Genomic DNA, 18,448 nt, shown 5'->3' on the forward strand with positions numbered 1-18,448 from the left:
CACGGTTCCGCAGCCGATTCCTGCGAGAGGACTTCCCCAGCCGCCGAGGAAGGTGACCGAGCCGGGGTACGTTCCCGCCCGTCGGTCGCTGTTGCCCTACCTCCACCCTCCGTCGTCAACTTGCCACGGCTTCCGGGCGCTCTACGAACGGCTCCGAAAGCAGGCGGCGCCACCGGCGGTGAACGGCCGGTGTGGCGCACTCCGCCATCTCACACCTGAGCGGGTGGTGGCTGCGGCCTCGGAGGTCCGGCTCGGACGCACCGTGTCGATGGCGGCTCCGATCGAGACTGTACCGGGCCCCGACGATCCTGAGCCCGCGGTGCACCGCATGGCCGGCCCCAGCCCGCGCGATCTCGACTCCGACGCGCTCCACTTCGCCACCGACGGCACGGATCTGCGACAGCCTGGAACCCCGGCCCGCGCGCAGCTCCCCCTCGGCGTCACGAAGCGGGCGAAGGTACGTGGCCTTCAAGTGCTCCCGCGCCTTGCCGTCCACACCGGGCGTCAGCTCCAGTTCGAGCGCATCTCCCGTTTCCTCGGGCGATCTCCGGGCACCGAAGACACGGAAGTTCTCAGCCGTCAGCGTGGCCAGATACACGGCACCCCCGCCGAAGGGCCGGCGCCCCAGGTGGGCGCAGGCGCATCCCCCGCGGCACACTCCCCAGTCGTGCGCGGCTGTTCGGGAAGTCGTACGACTCGAACCAGCCTCCGCGAACGGCTGCCCGCCCCACGGGGCCAGCAGCGCCACACATGGGGGATCGCAACCTACGACCGACCTTGGCGCATCCATCGGAACCGGTCTGTCGCAGATGTCGGAGTTCAGCGCTGCGTAGTCAGCACCAAGTCAGCACGGGAGGGGTTGGCACGGGTGCTGACATGGGGTTTCAGTCAGCACGAAACCAGCACGGGAGTCAGCAGCGCGCCACCAAAACGCGTCCGATCAGCGCAACCCGGACAGCCCCTCTCCGGGCCCCTCCCGGGCCTTCGGCGGGGTCGCGACAGCAGGCCATGGAGGCCGCGCGCACACGGCACACCCGAACTATGGTGTCCCACCACATACGTCCCTGACCTGCATCTTCCTACGGTATGGCGACACCGAATCGTCCCCGCACTTGCCTGGAAGTGGTGCACATGGCCGCCGCAACAACCTCCCCGACCCCACCCGGCTCCCTCAAGCGGATCGTCGCCGCCAGTCTCATCGGCACCACCATCGAGTGGTACGACTTCTTCCTGTACGGGTCCGCCGCCGCGCTCGTGTTCAACAAGCTGTTCTTTCCCGAGTCCGATCCGCTCGTCGGGACCCTGCTGTCCTTCCTGACGTACGCGGTCGGGTTCGCGGCCCGACCCCTCGGGGCGCTGGTGTTCGGGCACTACGGCGACCGGCTGGGGCGGAAGAAGCTGCTGGTGCTCAGCTTGCTGCTGATGGGTGGGGCCACCTTCGCCATCGGGTTGCTGCCGACGCACGCGACCGTCGGGTCCGCCGCCCCGGTGCTGCTGACCGTGCTGCGGCTCGTGCAGGGGTTCGCGCTGGGTGGTGAGTGGGGCGGGGCCGTCCTGCTCGTGTCCGAGCACGGGGACGCCAAGCGGCGCGGGTTCTGGGCCTCGTGGCCGCAGACGGGCGCGCCGGCCGGGCAGTTGCTCGCGACCGGGGTGCTGTCGGCACTGACCGCGCTGCTCTCCGATGCCTCCTTCGCCGCCTGGGGCTGGCGTGTTCCCTTCCTGCTCTCCGGTGTGCTCGTGATCGTCGGCCTCTGGATCCGGCTCTCGGTCGACGAGTCGCCCGTCTTCAAGGCGGCCCTCGCCGCCGCCGAGGAGCGCAAGGCGGTCGCCGGGCAGGTCGAGAAGACGCCGCTGGTCGCCGTGTTGCGTCACCACTGGCGGGACGTCCTGATCGCGATGGGCGCGCGCATGGCGGAGAACATCTCGTACTACGTGATCACCGCGTTCATCCTCGTGTACGCGACCACCCAGGTCGGCCTCTCCAAGCAGACCGCCCTCAACGCCGTCCTCATCGGTTCCGCCGTCCACTTCGCGGTGATCCCGCTCTGGGGCGCGCTGTCCGACCGGCTCGGCCGCCGTCCCGTGTACCTCATCGGCGCGATCGGTGTCGGTGCCTGGATGTTCCCGTTCTTCATGCTCATCGACCGGGGCACCTTCGGCAGCCTGCTCCTCGCGGTCACCGTCGGTCTGGTCCTGCACGGAGCGATGTACGCGCCGCAGGCCGCGTTCTTCTCCGAGATGTTCGCGACCCGGATGCGCTACTCCGGTGCCTCCATCGGCGCCCAGTTCTCCTCCGTGGCCGCCGGCGCGCCCGCCCCGCTCATCGCGACGGCGCTCCTCGCCGACTTCGGCAACTCGACCCCGATCGCGCTGTACGTGATCGCCGCCGCGCTGCTCACCGTGGTCGCCATCGCCTGCGCCAAGGAGACCCGCGACCGGGACCTCGGCGAGATCGAGGAGCGGACCGCCGCCGACGCCAAGGTCGGCGTCGACGCCTGAGACGCCTGAGACTTCTGAGAGGCCTGAGGCGTACTACAGCGTCGGACGGCCCGGTGCCCCGCTCGTCGACGAGCGGGGCACCGGGCCGTCCTCTACTTTCCCGTGACCGTGACCGTGACCGCGTCCGAGAGTGCGTGCAGGCGCAGTGCCAGCTGGATCTCCAGGGCCCGGGACGGGGACTGCCAGTCCGGGCCGAGGAGTCGGCCGACGCGTTCCAGGCGCTGGGCCACCGTGTTGACGTGGACGTGGAGGTCGTCCTTGGTCCGGGCCGGGCTCATCCCGCTCGCGAAGTACGCGTCCAGGGTGCGGACCAGGTCCGTGCCCCTGCGCCGGTCGTACGCGACGACCTGGCCCACCGTGCGTTCGACGAAGCCGTGGATGTCGCGGCTGTCGGCGAGCAGCAGGCCGAGGAAGCCGAGGTCCTCGGCGGCGGCGCCCTGGCCCGAGCGGTGCAGGAGCCGGAGCGCGTCGAGGCAGCGGCGGGCCTCCTCGTACGCGACGGCCACCTGGTCCGGGTGGTCCAGGGGCGCGCGTACGGGAGCGGAGGCGCCGACGGTGACCGGTTCGCGCAGGGTGCCGCCCAGGCTTCTCGCGGTCTGGCGGGCGAGGTCGGCGGCGTTCTCGCCGGGGCCGAGGGGCAGGAGAAGGACCGTTCCGCCGTCGCGGGCCGAGGCGAGTCCGTGGCGGGTCGCGGCCAGGTGGGTGGCGGCCGACCACAGGCGCTGGCGGTCGGCGCTCTCGCGGCCGCCCGCATCGGGATCGGCCGCGCCGCCGGCCCGGTCGATCCGGGCGGCGAGCACCACGTGCGGGGCTTCGCTGTCGGTACGGAGCCGGGCCGCGCGTTCCCGGAGCAGCCGGCGGTCCCGGTCGGGGGCGTCGAGGAGGTCGTCGAGGAGTTCGCCCCGAACCCGCTGCTCGGCCTCGCCCGCGGATCGGCGGGCGAGCAGGAGGAGGGAGGTGACCAGCGCGGCACGTTCCAGGGTGCGCTGGTCGACCGGGTCGAGGTCCGGCTGGCCGTGCAGCACGAGGGCGCCCAGGGTCTCGCCGCCGGCGGAGACGGCGGCCACCCAGTCGTCGCCCTCGCGGACCGCGTGGCCCCCGGCGCGGCGGGCGGCTCCCGCGCCCTCCTCGGTGAACTCGACCGTTCCGCCGAGGACTTCGGAGACGGCGTCGGCCACGTCGTGGACACCGCCGCCGTGCAGGACCAGCTCGGACAGCCGGTCGTGGACCTCCGAGGCGCGCTCGATGACCCCGCTGTGCTCGCGGATGATGTCGTTGGCGCGCTCCAGTTCCGCGAGGGCCGAGCGGGTCTCGGCCAGGAGGTTGGCCGTGTCGATGGCGACGGCGGCGTGCGCGGCGAACGAGCCGAGCAGCGCGACCTGTTCGCGCTCGAAGACCCTCGCCCTGCGGTCGGCGGCGAACAGGACGCCGATGACCTGGCTGCCGAGGCTGAGCGGGACGCCGAGGATGGCGACGAGGCCCTCGTCCCGTACTGCCGTGTCGATGGTCCGGGTGTGCTGGAAGCGCGCGTCGTCGAAGTAGTCGTCGGTGACGTACGGGCGGGCCGTCTGGGCGACGAGACCGCCGAGCCCCTCGCCCATGCCCAGTCTGAGCTGCTGGAAGCGGGCGGAGACCGAGCCCTCGGTGACCCGCATGTACGTGTCTCCGGCGGCCGGGTCGTTGAGGCTGAGATAGGCGCACTCGGTGCCGAGGAGCGAGCGGGCGCGCTGGACGATGGCGCGCAGCACGGCGTCGAGGTCGCGGAGTCCCGCGAGGTCGTGGGCGGTGGCGAAGAGCGCGGACAGTTCCGCCTCGCGCCGCCGCCGTCCCTCCAGCTCGGCCCGGACCCGCAGGGCGAGCTGCTTGGCCTCTTCGAGTTCGGCCAGCGCCTCGGGGCCCGCGCCGCTCGCACGGGCGAGCAGCACGGGCCTGTCGTAGGCCTCCGTCGCGGCTCCCCGGGAGAGGAGTTCGAGATAGGAGACGTGTTCGTGGGACATGGACACAGGGATACCTGCCGAACGTGTGGTCGCACCACCCCTGTGGACAACCTTCACAGGGACATCAGGGGCAACCTTCAGTGGGCGGTCCAGCCGCCGTCGAGGGTGAGGGAGGTACCGGTGATGAACGAGGCCTGGGCGGTGCAGAGGTAGAGGACGGCCTCGGCGACCTCGTCCGGTTCGATGAGCCGCTTGAGCGCCGAGTCCTTCAGGAGGACCTCGGAGAGGACGCGCTCCGGGGGGATGCCGTGGGCCGCGGCCTGGTCGGTGATCTGCCGTTCGACGAGCGGGGTGCGCACATAGCCGGGGTTGACGCAGTTGGAGGTGACCCCGTGCGGGGCGCCTTCCAGGGCGGCGGTCTTGGAGAGGCCCTCCAGGCCGTGCTTGGCGGCCACGTACGCGGACTTGAAGGCGGAGGCGCGCAGCCCGTGGACGGAGGAGATGTTGACGATCCGGCCCCAGCCCTGGGCGTACATGTGCGGCAGGGCACCCCGGATGAGGCGGAACGGTGCTTCCAGCATCACGGTGAGCACGGTGTGGAAGACGTCCGGCGGGAACTCGTGGAGGGGGCGGACGAGCTGGAGTCCGGCGTTGTTGACCAGGATGTCGGCGCCGTCGGCGGCGGCCTCGGCGGCGTCCAGGTCGGTGAGGTCGAGCAGCCGGGGTTCGAGGCTCCCGGAGAGCGCGGCGGCCTCCTCGGCCAGGGTCTCCAGGCCCTCGGCCGCGCGGTCGACGGCTCTGACCCGGGCCCCCGAGGCGGCGAGCCGCAGCGCGCAGGCGCGCCCGATGCCGCCGGCTGCGCCGGTGACGACCGCGGTGCGGCCGGTGAGGTCGAGGGCGACGGCATGGGGCCGGGGTGCGGCGGAGACCGAGCCGGGACCGGACACGGAGTCCGGACCCGCTGCGGAATCGAGATCCGTTGCGGCACCGGGGACGGTGATGGGGGCGCTCATGCTCCGCACCCTATGAAGGGCCCACTCCCCCACCGATGTGCTCCGGTCCCATAGTTCAGCTGGTTTCTGTGGTGCGGAACCATGTGGGTTCGTCGGCCAGCGCCTTCTCGATCCGCAGATACGAGAAACGCTTCATCTCCGGCAGGTCGTCCACGTCGAACCAGCCGACCTCGGTCGACTCGTCGTCGTTCACCCGTGCCTCACCGCCCACCGCGCGGCAGCGGAAGGAGACGTCCAGGAACTGGCACTGGTCGCCGTTGGGGTAGACGACGGGCTTGCGGAGGGTCTCGACGAGCACGATCCGCTCGACCTCGCACCGCACGGCGGTCTCCTCGAAGACCTCGCGCACCGCGCAGTCGGCGGGCTGCTCGCCGGGCTCGACGATGCCACCGATGACCGCCCAGCGTCCGTTGTCGGCGCGCCGGCCGAGCAGCACCCGGCCCCGGTCGTCGAAGACGACGGCGCTCACCCCGGGCAGGAAGAGGAGCTGGTGGCCGGCAGTCTCGCGCAGGGCCCGGATGAAGTCAGGGGTAGCCATGCCCCCGACCCTAGATCATCTACGGACCGGGCCACGGGCCCTCTTTCCCGGGCCCTGGTTCCGCTTCACTCGGACCGCGTGCGCCGGGACCGTACCGAACGGAAGGCCGACCAGCCGAGACCGGCCGCCGCGAGCGCCACGAGCAGGGCCTCCGGCAGGGTGCCCATCCGGGTCGCCGGGGTCAGCGAGGAGCGCAGCGGCACCTTCTCGACCAGGACGTCCGGGGTGAACATCTTCGTCTCCGCGACGATCTCGCCGTCGGGGCGGATGATGGCGCTGACCCCGCTGGTGACGGGCACGACGACCGACCGGCTGTGCTCGACGGCCCGCACCCGGGACATCGCGAGCTGCTGGTAGGTCATCTCGCTGCGGCCGAAGGTGGCGTTGTTGCTGGGTACGGAGATGAGCTGGGCGCCGTGCGTGACGGTGTCGCGCACGGCCCAGTCGAAGGCCGCCTCGTAGCAGGTGGCGAGGCCCACCTTCGTACCGGCCAGGTCGAAGACGCCGATCTTCGTGCCGGCGCCGAAGTCGCGGCTCACGCGGTCGACGTTGCTGTTGAAGATGCGGACGAAGGGCCGCATCGGGATGTACTCGCCGAAGGGCTGGACGTGCCGCTTGTCGTACGTGGCGACGGGGCCGCGGTCCGGGTCCCACTCGATGAGGGTGTTGCGGAGCTTGCCGGTCTCGGGCGCGATGACCGCGCCGACCACGGTCGGTACGCCGATCTCCCGGACAGCACCCTGGATGACGTCGGCCGCGTCGGCGTTCGCGTACGGGTCGATGTCGGAGGAGTTCTCGGGCCAGAGGACGAAGTCGGGCTGGGGCGCGCGGCCGGCCTTCACGTCCTCGGCGAGTTCGCGGGTGCGGGCGGCGTGGTTGTCCAGGACGGCCCGGCGCTGGGCGTTGAAGTCGAAGCCGAGGCGGGGCACGTTGCCCTGGACGGCGGCGACGGTGGCGGTGCCGTCCTCGGCCGAGTCGTCGACGAGCGGCAGCGCCGCGAGGGCGCCGGTGACCGGGACGAGCACGGCGAGCGCGGCGGCGACGAGCGGGCCGCGCGGGGAGGTCCTGGCGCCGGTGCGGGTACCGGAGGCACTGTCCGCGCCGGTGGCGGTGTCCGCGACGGTGGCGGCGTCCGTACCAGGGGTGGTGTCCGTGCCCGATGCCGTGCCCGGGCCGGGCTCCGTGCCCGTGGCCCGGCGGGCCTGGATCTGGCGGTACGTCTCGTACAGGCCGAAGCCGCAGAGGGCGACGGCGAAGCCGAGCACTGGGGTGCCGCCCACGGCGGCGAGCGGCAGGAAGATCCCGTCGGCCTGACCGAAGGCGATCTTGCCCCAGGGGAAGCCGCCGAACGGCACGCGCGCGCGTGCCGCCTCCGCGAGGATCCACACGGCGGCGGCGAAGACCGGCCACAGCGGAAGCCGGGAGACCGCCGCGATGCCGAGGCCGGCGACGGCGACGAAGAGCGCCTCGACCGCCGCGAGGGCGAGCCAGGGGCCCGCGCCGACCTCCTCGCCGGTCCAGACGAGGAGCGGCATCAGGAAGCCGAGCCCGGCGAGGTACCCGAGGCCGAACCCGGCGCGGAGCCGGCGGCCCCGCAGGGTCCAGCCGAGCAATGCGAAGGCCGGCAGGGCGAGCCACCACAGAGGGCGTGGCGGGAAGCTCAGGTAGAGCAGGAACCCGGACAGCAGAGCCGCCCCGGGCCGTACGAACCGCCGCAGCCGGGACAGCCGGGAACCCGGCGTGGGTGCGGTGTCGGCTCCGGACGCGTCGACGGGGGTGATGGTGGCGCTCACCTTGCGGAGTCTACGGGTCGTTCCTGTCGACCGAGGGGAGCGGGAGGGCCGGATGACCCGCCCCGGGTCCCGGGGCCACGCCGGTCCGGGCGCATCCGGAGTCAGACGGGCGGCCGGTCGGCGCATCCGGAGTCAGACGGGGCGGCCGGTCGGCGCGGGCGGTGTCGGCGGGGCCATGTCGCGGAGGTGGTCACGGATGACGCGGACCGCGGACTCGGCGTCGTCGACGGTGACCGTGAACGTCCGTCCGTCGCCCAGCCGCAGGATCAGGCCCTCGCCCCGCCGCACGACCACGGCCGTGCCCTTCTCGGGGCGCCAGCGGTAACCCCAGCCGCCCCAGTGGCGCGGGGTGACGCTCGGTTCGAAGTCGGCGCCGACGACGAGGGAGAGGGGGATACGGCGGCGCGGCACGCCCATGTGGCCGCAGCGGACCTCCATGGCGCGGTCGTCGACCTTCACGGCCACATGGACGAAGGCGAGGGTGCCGAAGAGGACGAGCAGTCCGGCGGCGACGCAGCCGATCACGGCCATCAGGAGGGGTGCGATGCCCGAGGTCCAGGCCGATGCGACGGCGAGAGTGATGCCGAGGGCGACACAGGCGGCACCGGCGGCGGCCGCGAGCCACTGGAAGCGGTTGGTGGCGCGGCCGGTCCACACGGCGGGCGTCGGCTCGTCGGCGTACTGATTCCGGACATGCTCCCTCATACCGGGAAGAGTACCCAGGATCGCCAGGAACAGCGCGACGGGACGAGGTCGTCCGCGCACGGTCTGTGAGGGGCTGCGGCGAGCAGCCGGAGATGTCGCGCACGGCCGGTGAGGGGCGGCCTCGGTGAGCGGCCGGAGGCGTCCACGCACGGCCGGTCAGGGGCCGGCGGGCAGCCGGAGGCGTCCGGCTCAGTGAGCGGGCGCGACCGCCCCGAGGAGCCGGCCTTCGGCGTACCCCAGGGCCGTGGCGGGGAGCCGTCCGGGACGACCGCTGAGCAGGACGGAGAGGCTGCCGGTGGGGGCCGCGTCGGGGGCGGGTTCCGCACCGACGCGGCGCAGCGCCTGAGCGGCGACGGCGTCGGCGGAGCCGTGGAACACGAGCGGGGGCAGTCCGGCGCCGCGGCGGTCCTGGAGCGCGGCGAGGATGCGCTCCTCGACCAGTTCGTAGTGGGTGCAGCCGAGGACGACGGTGCGGACGTCCCGGGGGGTGAGCTCGGCCGCCGCGGCGACGGCCCGGTCCACGGCCTCGGGGTCGGCGTGCTCCACGGCGTCGGCGAGTCCGGGGCAGGGCACCTCGGTGACCTCGGCGCCGTCGGCGAAGTCGCGGATGAGTCCGCGCTGGTAGGCGCTTCCGGTGGTGGCCGGGGTGGCCCAGATGGCGACCTTGCCGCCTCCGGCGGCGGCGGGCTTGATCGCGGGCACGGTGCCGATGACGGCGATGTCCGGTTCGAGGGCGGCGCGGATGGCGGGCAGGGCGTGCACGCTGGCGGTGTTGCAGGCCACGATCAGCGCCTGCGGGCGGTGCTCGGCGGCCGCGCGGGCGACGGCGACGGCGCGCTCCGTGAGGTCCTCGGGGGTACGCGGCCCCCAAGGCATGCCGTCGGGGTCGTTCGAGAGGAGGAGATCGGCGTCCGGCCGGAGTCGCCGCACCGCGGCCGCTGCCGGGAGGAGGCCGATGCCGGAGTCCATGAGCGCGATCTTCACCCGGTCACCCTAGCCGATGAGCATTCTGTCCCCCGCGATCTGGGGCAGACTGCCGCGAATGAGCACCCTCACCTGGTTCGCGCTCGTCTCCCTGGCCGTCTGGGTCTGGCTGCTGCTGGGCCAGGGCTTCTTCTGGCGCACGGACCAGCGGCTGCCACCGACCTCCCGCGACATCGAGCCCCGCACAGTCACCGAGCCGGAGCACCGGTCGCCCCCGCGCACCGAGCCGTGGCCTCGCGTGGCCGTCGTCGTGCCGGCGCGGGACGAGGCCGAGGTGCTGCCGCTGAGCCTGCCGTCGCTCCTCGCGCAGGACTATCCGGGCGTCGCCGAGGTGATCCTGGTGGACGACGGGAGTACGGACGGTACGGGGAAGCTCGCCGCCGAGCTCGCCGCTCGCCACGGGGGGCTGCCGCTGACCGTGGTGTCCCCGGGCGAGCCGGAGCCGGGCTGGACGGGCAAGCTGTGGGCGCTGCGGCACGGCATGGCGCTGGCACGCACGCGTGGACCGGGTTTTCTGCTCTTGACGGACGCGGACATCGCCCATGAGCCGGACAGTCTCCGCCTCCTGGTGTCGGCGGCGACGGCCAACGAGCTGGACATGGTGTCGCAGATGGCCCGACTCCGGGTGGTGAGCTTCTGGGAGCGCCTGGTCGTGCCGGCGTTCGTCTACTTCTTCGCGCAGCTCTATCCCTTCCGCTGGATCAACCGGGCGCGGCCGCTCGCGACGGCCGCCGCGGGTGGCTGTGTGCTGCTGCGGACGGAGACGGCGGTGGCGGCGGACGTGCCGGAGGTGATCCGGCAGGCGGTGATCGACGACGTGTCGCTGGCGCGGGCGGTGCGGCGGTCCGGTGGCCGGATCTGGCTGGGGCTCGCGGAGCGGGTCGACAGCGTGCGCCCGTATCCGGGACTCGGCGAGCTGTGGCGGATGGTCGCCCGCAGCGCGTACGCGCAGTTGCGGCACAACCCACTGCTGCTCGCGGGGACGGTGGCGGGGCTCGTGCTCGTCTATCTGGTGCCGCCGGTGGCCCTGGTGGCGGGTGTGTCGGGCGGGGACGGGGTGGCGGCCTGGGCGGGTGGTGCGGCCTGGGCGGTGATGGCGGGGACGTACGTGCCGATGCTCCGCTACTACCGGCAGCCGCTGTGGCTCGCTCCGCTGCTGCCGTTCACCGCGTTCCTCTATCTCCTGATGACGGTGGACTCAGCGGTGCGGCACTACCGGGGTGTCGGTGCGGCGTGGAAGGGCCGGACGTACGCGCGCCCGGAGGCGGCACCGGACCGGTGACCGTTCCGTCGCTTCGGGTGAGCGGGTCGCCTTCTTAACGGAAATGGTTTTTCCGACACGGGGAGTAGCGCCGTCAATTCGGCGTGTACACAACGCCCCGGGCGGCTGCGGATTGACGCTTAATCATGCCCATGATCACTTCCACCACCCCTTCTCGGCACCTTTTCTTTATGTGTTCTTCATGCCCGGGGCCCCGAGGTCGGTCCGGGGCGCCCGACCCGCCGGTAACCCCCTCCGAACTCGGCTTTTACGCGATCTTGAGACTCAACGGCGCCCGTTTTTGTCACGTTCGCTCGGATTGGGGATCCGCTTCTTCACGAAGCCCGTCAAACAACCCGCTAATCGGGCTCCCCAACCAGCACATCGTGGGCTTAACTTATGTGCCATGACCTCCCCCCGCTCCACCTATGGAGGCGGTTACCACACCGCGCCGTCCTTCCCGGACACCCCGATCTACGACTCCCTGGTCGCGGAGCGGGGCACGCCTCAGATCGCCCCGATCCGAGTGCCCGCCGCCTACGACACCGGCAGCAGCTTCCAGGCCTCCGGCAGCAGCTTCCCCTCAAGCGGTTCCTACCTGCCGGCGCTCCCCGCGGCACTGCCCGCCCTCCCGGCGGCGCCCTCCCCGCAGCCCTCCTACGGCAACGGCTACGGATACCCGCAGCCCACGCCGCAGATGGCCCCCGTGCCCCTGCAGCACGCCCCCGCCCCGTACATCCCGCAGCAGCAGGTGGCCCCGCGCGGCTACCAGGGCGGTCAGTACGCGCAGCCGCCCCGCCCCGCGCCCGCGGGCTACGAGGCGATGCGTCCGGCGGCCCCCCGGCCCGCTCCCGCGCCGATGCAGTACGAAGACCCGTACAACCGTCCCTACCAGGGTGGGGGTTACTGACCGGCTTTCGCGCTCCGGACGGCGTCGGTTCCGGAGCGGCTGGCAGGATGACCGCATGCCGACTCCTGTGCTCCGCTCCGTCCACGTCCATCCGGTGAAGGCCATGCGCGCGCTGGCCCCCACGGAGGCCGAGGTCCAGCCCTGGGGGCTGGCCGGGGACCGCCGCTGGGCCGTCGTCGACGCATCGGACAAGGTCGTGACCCAACGCCGTCACCCCCGGATGGCGTTGGCCACGGCGGAGCCGCTGCCGGACGGCGGGATCACGCTGTCCGCGTCCGGCCATCCGCCGCTGACCATCGAGGTGCCGCGCCCCTCGTCCACGGTCACGGTGGAGATCTTCGACAAGCCGGTGGAGGCGGTGCCGGCCGGCCCCGAGGCGGCCGACTGGCTCTCGGCGTACCTGGAGGGCGAGTTCCGGCTGGTCCACATGGACGCGCCCGAGCACCGGCGTCCGGTCGACCCGGAGTACGCGCTGCCGGGCGAGACGGTGAGCTTCGCGGACGGCTATCCGCTGCTCGTCGCCACCACGTCCTCGCTGGACGCCCTCAACTCCCTGATCGCGCAGGGGGACCATGCCCACGAGGGTCCCCTGCCCATGAACCGGTTCCGGCCGAACCTGGTGATCGAGGGGACCGCCCCCTGGGCGGAGGACGGCTGGACGCGACTCGCCGTCGGAGAGGTCACCTTCCGGGTCGCCCGGCCGTGCGGACGCTGTGTCGTCACCACCACGAACCAGGTCACCGCCGAGCGCGGCAAGGAACCGCTGCGAACCCTCGCCCGGCACCGCAAGAGCGACGGCCGGGTCATCTTCGGCCAGAACCTCGTCCCCGAGCACACCGGTACGGTCCGGGTCGGCGACGAGGTGAAGATCCTCGACTGACGCGTCACACTTCCCGGCCCGACAGGCGCGGAACCCTCCCCCGGGGCACACTCGTTGAAGGAGCGTTGAACAACGAGGGGGTTCCGACGTGCGCGCAGCCATCGGACTCTGGCGCTGGCGGCACAATCCCCTGCGCCGGACCACCGACCTCGTGGAGGCCTGGGTCGCGTTCGCGGCGGTCGCGGTGCTCTGCGTCGTGGTGCCCCTGACCGGCTGGGCGGCCGGTGCCTCCGCCCACGGCTCGCTCCAGCGCGCGGTCCGCACCCAGCAGGAGCAGCGCGTGCCGACGACGGCCCGGGTCCTGCGGCCCGCCGACCGGCCCGCGAGCGGACCCCGGACCGCGGAGGCGGCCGGCGAGGAGCGGCTGCGCCGCTCCGTCGTGGCCCAGTGGACCGCGCCCGACGGCTCGGTCACCACGGGAACGGTGACGACGGCCCGGCGGAGCTCCGCTCCGGGCGCCACCTTCCCGATCTGGACCGACCGGTACGGACATCCGGTGGCGCCGCCGATGCAGGCGGACACGGCCCGCGCGCACGCGGCCGTCGCCGGTCTGACGGCCGCCCTCCTCGCGGGCCTCATGGTGGAGATCGTCCGCCGCCTCGCCGTACGCCGCTTGGTGCTGCTGCGGTACGCGCGCCTCGACCGCGCGTGGGCGGCGACCGGCCCCGACTGGGGCCGGACCGGTACCGGCAGCTGAGCCGAAGGGCGAAGGCAGCGGTCGAACCCGGCAGCTGGACCGGCAGTTGAACCGGCGCCGGTTCCAGGGCCCCGCCGATGCCGGCGCGCGACCGAGCCCGACCGACCTCGACCACCCGCGACCGCCCCCTGACCGCGCGTGACACGAGCCCGGAACCCGCTCCGCCGCACGGACCGGTGCGGGCCCACGACCCGTCAACCCCGCGCCCCCGCGCGCGCTACGGTGGGGCATCGGATCAGCGGCGAGGCATCAGGCGGGGGCAGGACACACCCATGGCACAGGGCACGGTCCAGGTGACGCACACCGGCACATCGCGGTGGCGGCGCCGCACGGGTGAGTACCCCTCGCTTGCCGCCGCCCTGGAGGCCGCCGGGGACGGGGACGTGCTCACCATCGCTCCCGGCACCTACCGGGAGAACCTCGTGGTGCGGCGGGCCGTCACCCTGCGCGGCCCCGAGGGCGCGATCGGCTCGGTGCGGATCGCGCCGCCGGACGGGGTGCCGCTGACGCTGCGCGCCTCCGTCACCGTCCAGGACCTCCACATCGAGGGGCAGGACGTCGCGGCACCGGCGCTGCTCGTCGAGGACGGCACCCCCGAGCTGCTCGACCTGCGGATCATGACCCGCTCGGCGGCCGGGATAGAGGTGCGGGGCGCGGCCCGGCCGACGGTCCGCCGCTGCACCGTCGACAACCCCGCCGGGGTCGGCATCGCCGTCCTCGACGGCGCGGGCGGGGTGTTCGAGGAGTGCGAGGTGGTCTCCGCCGGACAAGCGGGCATCTCGGTGCGGGGCGGGGCGCATCCGCGCCTGGAGCGCTGCCGGGTGCACCACGCCTCCGGCGCCGGGATCGCCGTGACCGGTGAGGGCAGCGGCCTGGAGGGCGTCGGCTGCGAGGTGTACGAGATCAAGGGCGCCGGGCTCCAGATCGCGGCCCGTGCCACCGCCCATCTCACCGACTCCTCGGTGCACCGCACTTCGGGGGACGGCATCACGCTCGACACCGACGCGGTGCTCACGCTCTCGGACTGCGACATCCACGACGTCCCGGAGAACGCCGTCGACCTGCGCTCGCGGTCGGTCCTGACCCTGACCCGGTCGACCGTCCGCCGCTTCGGCCGCAACGGTCTGTCGGTGTGGGACCCGGGGACCCGGGTGGACGCCAACCAGTGCGAGATCCACGACAGTACGGGCGACTACCCGGCGGTGTGGGTGAGCGACGGGGCGACCGCCGTCCTCGACGCCTGCCGGGTGCACGACGTACCGGACGCGCTCTTCGTCCTCGACCGCGGTTCGCGGGTGGACGTCGTCGACAGCGATCTGTCGCAGGTGCGGAACACGGCGGTGTCGGTGAGCGACGGGGCGACCGCCCAGCTCGACGACTGCCGGATCCGGGAGGCCTCCACGGGCGCCTGGTTCCGGGACCACGGCAGCGGCGGCACCCTCGGCGGCTGCACGATCGACTCCGTGCAGACCGGGGTCATCGTCACCAAGGGCGCCGATCCCACGATCGACCGGTGCACGGTCACCTCGCCCGCCGAGGCCGGGTTCTACGTGTCCGCGGAGGGCCGCGGCTCCTTCACCGGCTGCCGGGTCACGGGCAGCGGCGGATACGGGTTCCATGTCACCGACGGCTGCCGGACCACCCTGCGCAAGTGCCGTACGGAGCGGTGCGCGCGCGGCGGTTACGAGTTCCCCGAGGAGGGCGCGAGCGCCGAGGACTGCACCAGTGACGAGAGCGCCGTCCGCTCCTCCGTGCCCGACGGGGGGACGGTCCTGACGGCCACCCAGTCGGCGGGGCTGCTCGGGACGGTACCCGCGCCGCGTACCCCGGCGGCCGTGCCTGTCCCGGCCGCCCCGGAACCCGACGCCCGCTCCTCTCAGGACGTGCTCGGCGAACTGGACGCCCTGGTGGGTCTGGAGAGCGTCAAGGTGGAGGTGCGCACCCTCACCAACATGATCGAGGTGGGGCGCAGGCGTCAGGAGGCGGGGCTGAAGGCCGCCTCGGTCCGGCGCCATCTGGTCTTCACGGGCAACCCGGGCACGGGAAAGACGACGGTTGCCCGGCTGTACGGCGAGATCCTGGCCTCGCTGGGGGTCCTGGAGCGCGGGCATCTGGTGGAGGTCTCCCGGGTGGACCTGGTCGGCGAGCACATCGGCTCGACGGCGATCCGTACCCAGGAGGCCTTCGACCGGGCGCGCGGCGGGGTCCTGTTCGTCGACGAGGCGTACGCCCTGTCGCCGGAGGACTCGGGCCGGGACTTCGGCCGTGAGGCGATCGACACGCTGGTGAAGCTGATGGAGGACCACCGGGATGCGGTGGTGGTCATCGTGGCGGGATACACGGCGGAGATGGAGCGTTTCCTCACGGTCAACCCCGGTGTGGCGTCCCGCTTCTCACGGACCATCACCTTCGGCGACTACGACCCGGAGGAGCTGCTCCGGATCGTGGGGCAGCAGGCGGACGAGCACGAGTACCGGCTCGCCCCCGGCACGGACGAGGCGCTCCTCGTGTACTTCACGAAGCTGCCCAAGGGCCCTGCCTTCGGCAACGGGCGTACGGCGCGCCAGACGTTCGAGTCGATGGTGGAGCGGCACGCGGGCCGGGTCGCCGAGCTCGCCGAGGCGAGCACGGACGACCTGACGCTGCTCTATCCGGAGGATCTGCCCGAACTCCCTTGATCCGCTGTGGAGTTCGGATCGCGCTGGTGGGGTACGGCGGGTGGGAGCCGGTCCAGGAGGGCGCCGCGCCGGTGGGCGAACGCCGGGTCGGCCTGGTAGTCGGAGTGGCCCAGGATCGGTTCGGGCAGCGGGTGTGCGCGGGTGCGGCCGTAGGCGACCGGGTCGAGCAGGACCGATCCGTCGACGGCCGGCCTGCCGTTCTCGGCGGGGACCCGGACGGGACCGCCGATGGGGTCGGTGGCGCGGTACAGATTGCTCCAGCAGTGGACCGTACGGTTCAGGGCGCGCAGCGCCTCCGGGCCGAAGTAGGCAGGGAACCAGCGTCCGTAGAGCCGCTCCAGGGGTGAGCCGTACGTCAGGAGCGCGACCCGGCCACGGGTGGCGGGCGGCAGCTGCCAGACGGCGGCCGCGGCGAGGACACTGCCCTGCGAGTGCCCCGAGATGACGAGCCGGCCGCCGGTGCTCCGGGTCCAGGAGCTCATCCGCCAGGTCAGGTCGGGGACCGCCCGTTCGGCGTAGCAGGGCGGGGCGAAGGGGTGGGCGGCGCGGGGCCAGAAGGTGCCGACGTCCCAGAGGATGCCGATGGTGCGGCGGGCGTGGGCGTCCCGGTAGGCGCGGCGGCCCCAGGTGACGAAGAGCAGGAAGCCGAAGCCGATCATCCAGGAGCCGATGGCCTGGGTGGCGGTGGCCAGGGACGCGAGGGCGGGGTGGGCGCCGTCGAAGGCGCGCCCCGGGACGTTTCCGCTGGCCCAGGCACCGGCGACGGAGCCCGCCCCGAGGAGCAGGGTGGCTCCGGAGACGACGCCGACGAGGACGGGCGCGGAGTCGGTGAGCGACGCCCGTGCCCGGCCGGCCGCGATCTGTCCGGTGCGGACGGGGTCGCGTTCGCCGGCGGCGTCGTAGTCGGCCTCGACCTCGGTGCGCAGCCGCCTGCCGGCGAGCACGGTCCGTACCGCGAGGAGGGCGGCGGGCACGAGCAGCAGCAGGAGCAGCACGGGGATGACGGACGCCTGCCAGCTGAGCAGCACGGGCGGGCCGATCCGGGGGCCGTCGTCGCCCATGCCGGGGGTGGCGGGCCCGTCGAGCCAGTCGGCGACCCGCTGGGCGACGCCGCCGGACATGACTCCGGCGAGGGCGCAGGCGAGCATGGCGACGGCGGGGCCGCCGAGTCCGCGCAGCGCGGTACGCGGGTCCCTGCGGGGCCGCTGGAGGAGCAGGGCGACCACGCCGAGGGCGACGACGAGGCCGCCCTGGACGAGGGTGAGGCCACCGAAGGCCGCATTGCCGGGCAGGGAACCGTCGGCGACCCAGCCGGGGCGGGACCACCCGGCGTACAGGGCGGTGAGCGCGAGCAGGACGAGGGAGACGCCGGGCAGCCAGGAGACGAGGGCGCGTTCGATGCGCAGGTCGAGGCGGCGCTCGCTGCGGCCTCGACGGCAGACCACCCAGACGACGAGCACGGCGAGGGCGGCGACGGCGGCCTGGAGGACGCGGCCGAGGACGGCTCCGGCACCCGGGGCCGTGGCGTCGTGCCGGGCGGTGGCCGTGGCGAGGGCGGCGGCGACGGTCAGGAAACCGGCCGCCGTGTGGGCGGCCCTGAGACGCGCGACGAGCCGGCGCCCGTACCAGAAACCGGGGCGGCCGAGGGCGGGCCGCAGCTCGGCGGGGCCGGGACCGGGGCCGGGGCCGCCCTCTTCCTGGTCCGCGCTCTCCGTGTCGACGCCCGGGTCGGTCACGGCTTCCGCGGCCCCCGAGTCGGTGGGCGGCTCGGCCACGGGATCGTCGTAACCGGTGGGCGGGCGCTGGGCCTCGTACGCGCTCCACGTCCGGTTCGACAGGTACCAGAGGAGGCCGACGAGCAGGGCCGGCACCAGGGCGGCGAGCGCGAGCCGACGGCCGGGCGCCGACCACCAGCCGCCGCGCCCCTCGGAGAGGAAGCCGAGCCAGGAGTACGCGTCGGTGCAGGCGGTGCTGGCGGCGCACTGCCAGGCCGTCAGATCGAGCGCGACCTCGCAGGCCGCGGCGGTGAGCAGCACGGTGAGGGTGAGGGCGACGAGCCGCACCAGGACCCCGTAGAGCCGGACGAGTCCCGGGCGGCCCTGGGCGGGCGGGCGCATCCAGTGCGCCAGATTGGCGACCATGAAGGGCAGGAGCAGCAGCCACAGGGCGCGGGCGCCGTCGCCCGAGGTCAGGTTGGACCAGCAGTACGCCTCCGGGACCGGGCGGGCCGCGTACCGCTCGGGGTGGTCCTCGGCGTCGACGTCCTCGGCGCGCCGGTGCATGGCGGCGGTCCGGTCGCCGGTGATCCGTACGGTCCTGGGGTCGTCGAGCATGTCCTGGGGGGTGGCTCCGCCGACTCCGTGGACGAGGAGTTCGAGCGCCGCGCCCCCGCTCTCCGGGGCGGGTGTGGCAGGGGACACTGAGGCGACTTCCTCTCAGGGTGGGAAGATGCGACGTCGGCACCAGGATCGCGGACAGTGGTGCGCCCGCGCACCGATCCTCACCGAATCCGACACCCATCCCCTTGTCTCCTGCGGAAGGACCGGCCCCGGC

13 protein-coding genes are annotated in these 18,448 nt (G+C 73.3%); 6 read left to right on the plus strand and 7 right to left on the minus strand.

Annotated elements, in window-relative coordinates; genetic code table 11:
- Positions 1–1,131: 1,131 nt before the first annotated feature.
- Positions 1,132–2,499: an MFS transporter gene (locus OG514_RS36755; protein ID WP_266902373.1), complete on the plus strand. Its 1,368-nt coding sequence runs from the start codon at positions 1,132–1,134 to the stop codon at positions 2,497–2,499.
- Positions 2,500–2,591: 92 nt separating this feature from the next.
- On the opposite strand, the gene OG514_RS36760 is transcribed toward OG514_RS36755, so the two are convergent.
- The 6 genes from OG514_RS36760 to OG514_RS36785 form a co-directional block, all read right to left on the minus strand.
- Positions 2,592–4,496 (minus strand): GAF domain-containing protein, encoded by a 1,905-nt coding sequence (locus OG514_RS36760; RefSeq protein WP_266902375.1) that lies wholly within the window; start codon positions 4,494–4,496, stop codon positions 2,592–2,594.
- Between the two features lie 77 nt (positions 4,497–4,573).
- On the minus strand, positions 4,574–5,449 hold the full coding sequence (locus OG514_RS36765) for a 3-hydroxybutyrate dehydrogenase (protein ID WP_266902378.1): 876 nt from the start codon (positions 5,447–5,449) through the stop codon (positions 4,574–4,576).
- Between the two features lie 55 nt (positions 5,450–5,504).
- The gene (locus OG514_RS36770) at positions 5,505–5,987 is read right to left on the minus strand and encodes an NUDIX domain-containing protein (protein ID WP_266902379.1); all 483 of its coding nucleotides are present in this window, start codon (positions 5,985–5,987) and stop codon (positions 5,505–5,507) included.
- Between the two features lie 65 nt (positions 5,988–6,052).
- Entirely contained in the window at positions 6,053–7,780 is a 1,728-nt protein-coding gene (gene lnt, locus OG514_RS36775) for an apolipoprotein N-acyltransferase (protein WP_266902381.1), read from the minus strand.
- Between the two features lie 132 nt (positions 7,781–7,912).
- The gene (locus OG514_RS36780) at positions 7,913–8,485 is read right to left on the minus strand and encodes a hypothetical protein (protein WP_266902383.1); all 573 of its coding nucleotides are present in this window, start codon (positions 8,483–8,485) and stop codon (positions 7,913–7,915) included.
- 189 nt (positions 8,486–8,674) lie between these two features.
- The gene (locus tag OG514_RS36785; protein WP_266902385.1) at positions 8,675–9,469 is read right to left on the minus strand and encodes a glutamate racemase; all 795 of its coding nucleotides are present in this window, start codon (positions 9,467–9,469) and stop codon (positions 8,675–8,677) included.
- 58 nt (positions 9,470–9,527) lie between these two features.
- Here OG514_RS36785 and OG514_RS36790 point away from each other — a divergent pair, with 58 nt between their 5' ends.
- The 5 genes from OG514_RS36790 to OG514_RS36810 all read left to right on the plus strand — a co-directional run bounded on the left by OG514_RS36790 (position 9,528) and on the right by OG514_RS36810 (position 15,895).
- Entirely contained in the window at positions 9,528–10,751 is a 1,224-nt protein-coding gene (locus tag OG514_RS36790) for a glycosyltransferase (protein ID WP_266902387.1), read from the plus strand.
- A gap of 385 nt (positions 10,752–11,136) precedes the next feature.
- Positions 11,137–11,640, plus strand: a complete 504-nt coding sequence (locus OG514_RS36795; RefSeq protein WP_266902389.1) for a DUF6643 family protein — start codon at positions 11,137–11,139, stop codon at positions 11,638–11,640.
- Positions 11,641–11,695: 55 nt separating this feature from the next.
- Positions 11,696–12,520 (plus strand): MOSC domain-containing protein, encoded by an 825-nt coding sequence (locus OG514_RS36800; protein ID WP_266902391.1) that lies wholly within the window; start codon positions 11,696–11,698, stop codon positions 12,518–12,520.
- Between the two features lie 88 nt (positions 12,521–12,608).
- Entirely contained in the window at positions 12,609–13,217 is a 609-nt protein-coding gene (locus tag OG514_RS36805) for a hypothetical protein (protein WP_266902393.1), read from the plus strand.
- A gap of 272 nt (positions 13,218–13,489) precedes the next feature.
- Positions 13,490–15,895, plus strand: a complete 2,406-nt coding sequence (locus tag OG514_RS36810; RefSeq protein ID WP_266902395.1) for a right-handed parallel beta-helix repeat-containing protein — start codon at positions 13,490–13,492, stop codon at positions 15,893–15,895.
- On the opposite strand, the gene OG514_RS36815 is transcribed toward OG514_RS36810, so the two are convergent.
- Complete coding sequence (locus OG514_RS36815; RefSeq protein WP_266902397.1) at positions 15,865–18,315, minus strand: hypothetical protein; 2,451 nt, start codon at positions 18,313–18,315, stop codon at positions 15,865–15,867. The genes OG514_RS36810 and OG514_RS36815 overlap by 31 nt on opposite strands.
- Positions 18,316–18,448 lie beyond the last annotated feature (133 nt).

The sequence above is a fragment of the Streptomyces sp. NBC_00572 genome, assembly GCF_026341815.1.
Taxonomy (GTDB): Bacteria; Actinomycetota; Actinomycetes; order Streptomycetales; family Streptomycetaceae; genus Streptomyces.

Coding starts and splice junctions, on each gene's coding strand:
- OG514_RS36780 (WP_266902383.1), bottom strand. CDS start 8,485: ATGAGGGAGCATGTCCGGAATCAGTACGCCGACGAGCCGACGCCCGCC.
- OG514_RS36790 (WP_266902387.1), top strand. CDS start 9,528: ATGAGCACCCTCACCTGGTTCGCGCTCGTCTCCCTGGCCGTCTGGGTC.
- OG514_RS36765 (WP_266902378.1), bottom strand. CDS start 5,449: ATGAGCGCCCCCATCACCGTCCCCGGTGCCGCAACGGATCTCGATTCC.
- OG514_RS36755 (WP_266902373.1), top strand. CDS start 1,132: ATGGCCGCCGCAACAACCTCCCCGACCCCACCCGGCTCCCTCAAGCGG.
- OG514_RS36800 (WP_266902391.1), top strand. CDS start 11,696: ATGCCGACTCCTGTGCTCCGCTCCGTCCACGTCCATCCGGTGAAGGCC.
- OG514_RS36810 (WP_266902395.1), top strand. CDS start 13,490: ATGGCACAGGGCACGGTCCAGGTGACGCACACCGGCACATCGCGGTGG.
- OG514_RS36770 (WP_266902379.1), bottom strand. CDS start 5,987: ATGGCTACCCCTGACTTCATCCGGGCCCTGCGCGAGACTGCCGGCCAC.
- OG514_RS36760 (WP_266902375.1), bottom strand. CDS start 4,496: ATGTCCCACGAACACGTCTCCTATCTCGAACTCCTCTCCCGGGGAGCC.
- OG514_RS36795 (WP_266902389.1), top strand. CDS start 11,137: ATGACCTCCCCCCGCTCCACCTATGGAGGCGGTTACCACACCGCGCCG.